Consider the following 1,661-nt stretch of genomic DNA (forward strand, 5'->3'; position numbering starts at 1 on the left):
CCCCGGGTCCCGCTCCGACTCCAGCCCCGGCTCCAGAGCCGCAGTACCGCGCTCCCGAGCCGCCGCCGGTCGCTCCCGAGGACGACAACCCCGAGGACGACGACCCGGACCTGGACGAGTCCGCGCTGTCCGGGCACGACCTGATCGTGCGGGAACTGGGGGCGACCGTGGTCGAGGAGTACACCCACGAGTAGCCCGGTGGGCGGTGGGCTCAATCGCCGGACCGGCCGAGAATTCCGGGCGAACCTACAAGCCGCCCCGCCCCCTACCCGTACAAACACACAGCCCCACGCCAGCTAGGCTGCACCGCGTGAAGGTCCTCGTCATCGGCGGCGGCGCCCGCGAACACGCCCTGTGCCGCTCTCTGTCCCTCGACCCCGACGTCACCGCCCTGCACTGCGCGCCCGGCAACGCCGGAATCGCCCAGGTGGCGGAGATGCACGAGGTCGATGCCCTCGACGGCACGGCCGTCGCCGCGCTCGCGACGCGACTCGGCGTCGGCCTGGTGGTCGTGGGCCCGGAGGCGCCCCTGGTCGCCGGGGTCGCCGACGCCGTACGCGGCGCTGGCATCCCGTGCTTCGGCCCGTCCAAGGAGGCCGCGCAGCTGGAGGGGTCCAAGGCCTTCGCCAAGGACGTGATGGCCGCCGCCGGTGTGCCGACCGCCCGCTCGTACGTCTGCACCACGGAGGCAGAGGCCGAGGAGGCCCTGGACGCCTTCGGTCCTCCGTACGTGGTCAAGGACGACGGTCTCGCCGCGGGCAAGGGCGTCGTGGTGACCGACGACCTCGCGGCCGCGAAGGCGCACGCCCTGGCCTGCGAGCGCGTGGTCATCGAGGAGTTCCTGGACGGACCCGAGGTCTCGCTCTTCGCGATCACCGACGGCGAGACGGTGCTGCCGCTCACGCCCGCCCAGGACTTCAAGCGTGCCCTGGACGGCGACGAGGGGCCCAACACCGGGGGTATGGGCGCGTACTCGCCGCTCCCGTGGGCCGACCCCAAGCTGGTCGACGAGGTCATGACGACCGTCCTGCAGCCCACGGTCGACGAGCTGCGTCGCCGCGGTACGCCGTTCTCAGGCCTGCTGTACGCCGGTCTGGCGATCACCAGTCGCGGTGTACGGGTCATCGAGTTCAACGCCCGCTTCGGCGACCCCGAGACCCAGGTCGTACTGGCCCGGCTGCGCACCCCGCTCGCCAGCGTCCTGCTGAACGCCGCCCAGGGCACTCTCGACACCGAGCCCCCGCTGCGCTGGCGCGACGAGGCGGCCGTGACGGTGGTCATCGCCTCGCACAACTACCCCGGAACCCCGCGCACCGGTGACCCGATCGAGGGCCTGGACGAGGTCGCGGAGCAGGACGCGCCTGATGCGTACGTACTGCACGCCGGGACCAGGATGGACGGTGACGCGGTGGTCAGCGCGGGCGGCCGGGTGCTGTCCGTGACGGCCACGGGACAGGACCTGGCCCAGGCCCGGGAGCGGGCGTACGCGGCCGTGGCGCGGGTCCGGCTCGACGGCTCCCAGCACCGGACCGACATCGCCGCCGCCGCGGCGGAGGCCGCCGCCCGGTAGGGCACGACGACTGCACGACCGCCGCGCGATCAGCGCGCGACCAGCACATGACACCCGACGCGTGGGGCCCGGATCTGACACCTGATCCGGG

1 protein-coding gene and 1 pseudogene are annotated in these 1,661 nt (G+C 73.3%); both read left to right on the top strand.

Going from position 1 to position 1,661, the window contains the following annotated elements:
* Positions 1 to 194 (top strand): annotated as a pseudogene (locus tag U9R90_RS36040) (DNA polymerase III subunit gamma/tau); the annotation flags it as partial.
* A gap of 116 nt (positions 195 to 310) precedes the next feature.
* Complete coding sequence (gene purD, locus U9R90_RS36045; protein WP_411061700.1) at positions 311 to 1,570, top strand: phosphoribosylamine--glycine ligase; 1,260 nt, start codon at positions 311 to 313, stop codon at positions 1,568 to 1,570.
* The last annotated feature ends 91 nt before the right edge of the window (positions 1,571 to 1,661 follow it).

This window comes from Streptomyces sp. E11-3, from assembly GCF_046540415.1.
GTDB lineage: Bacteria > Actinomycetota > Actinomycetes > Streptomycetales > Streptomycetaceae > Streptomyces.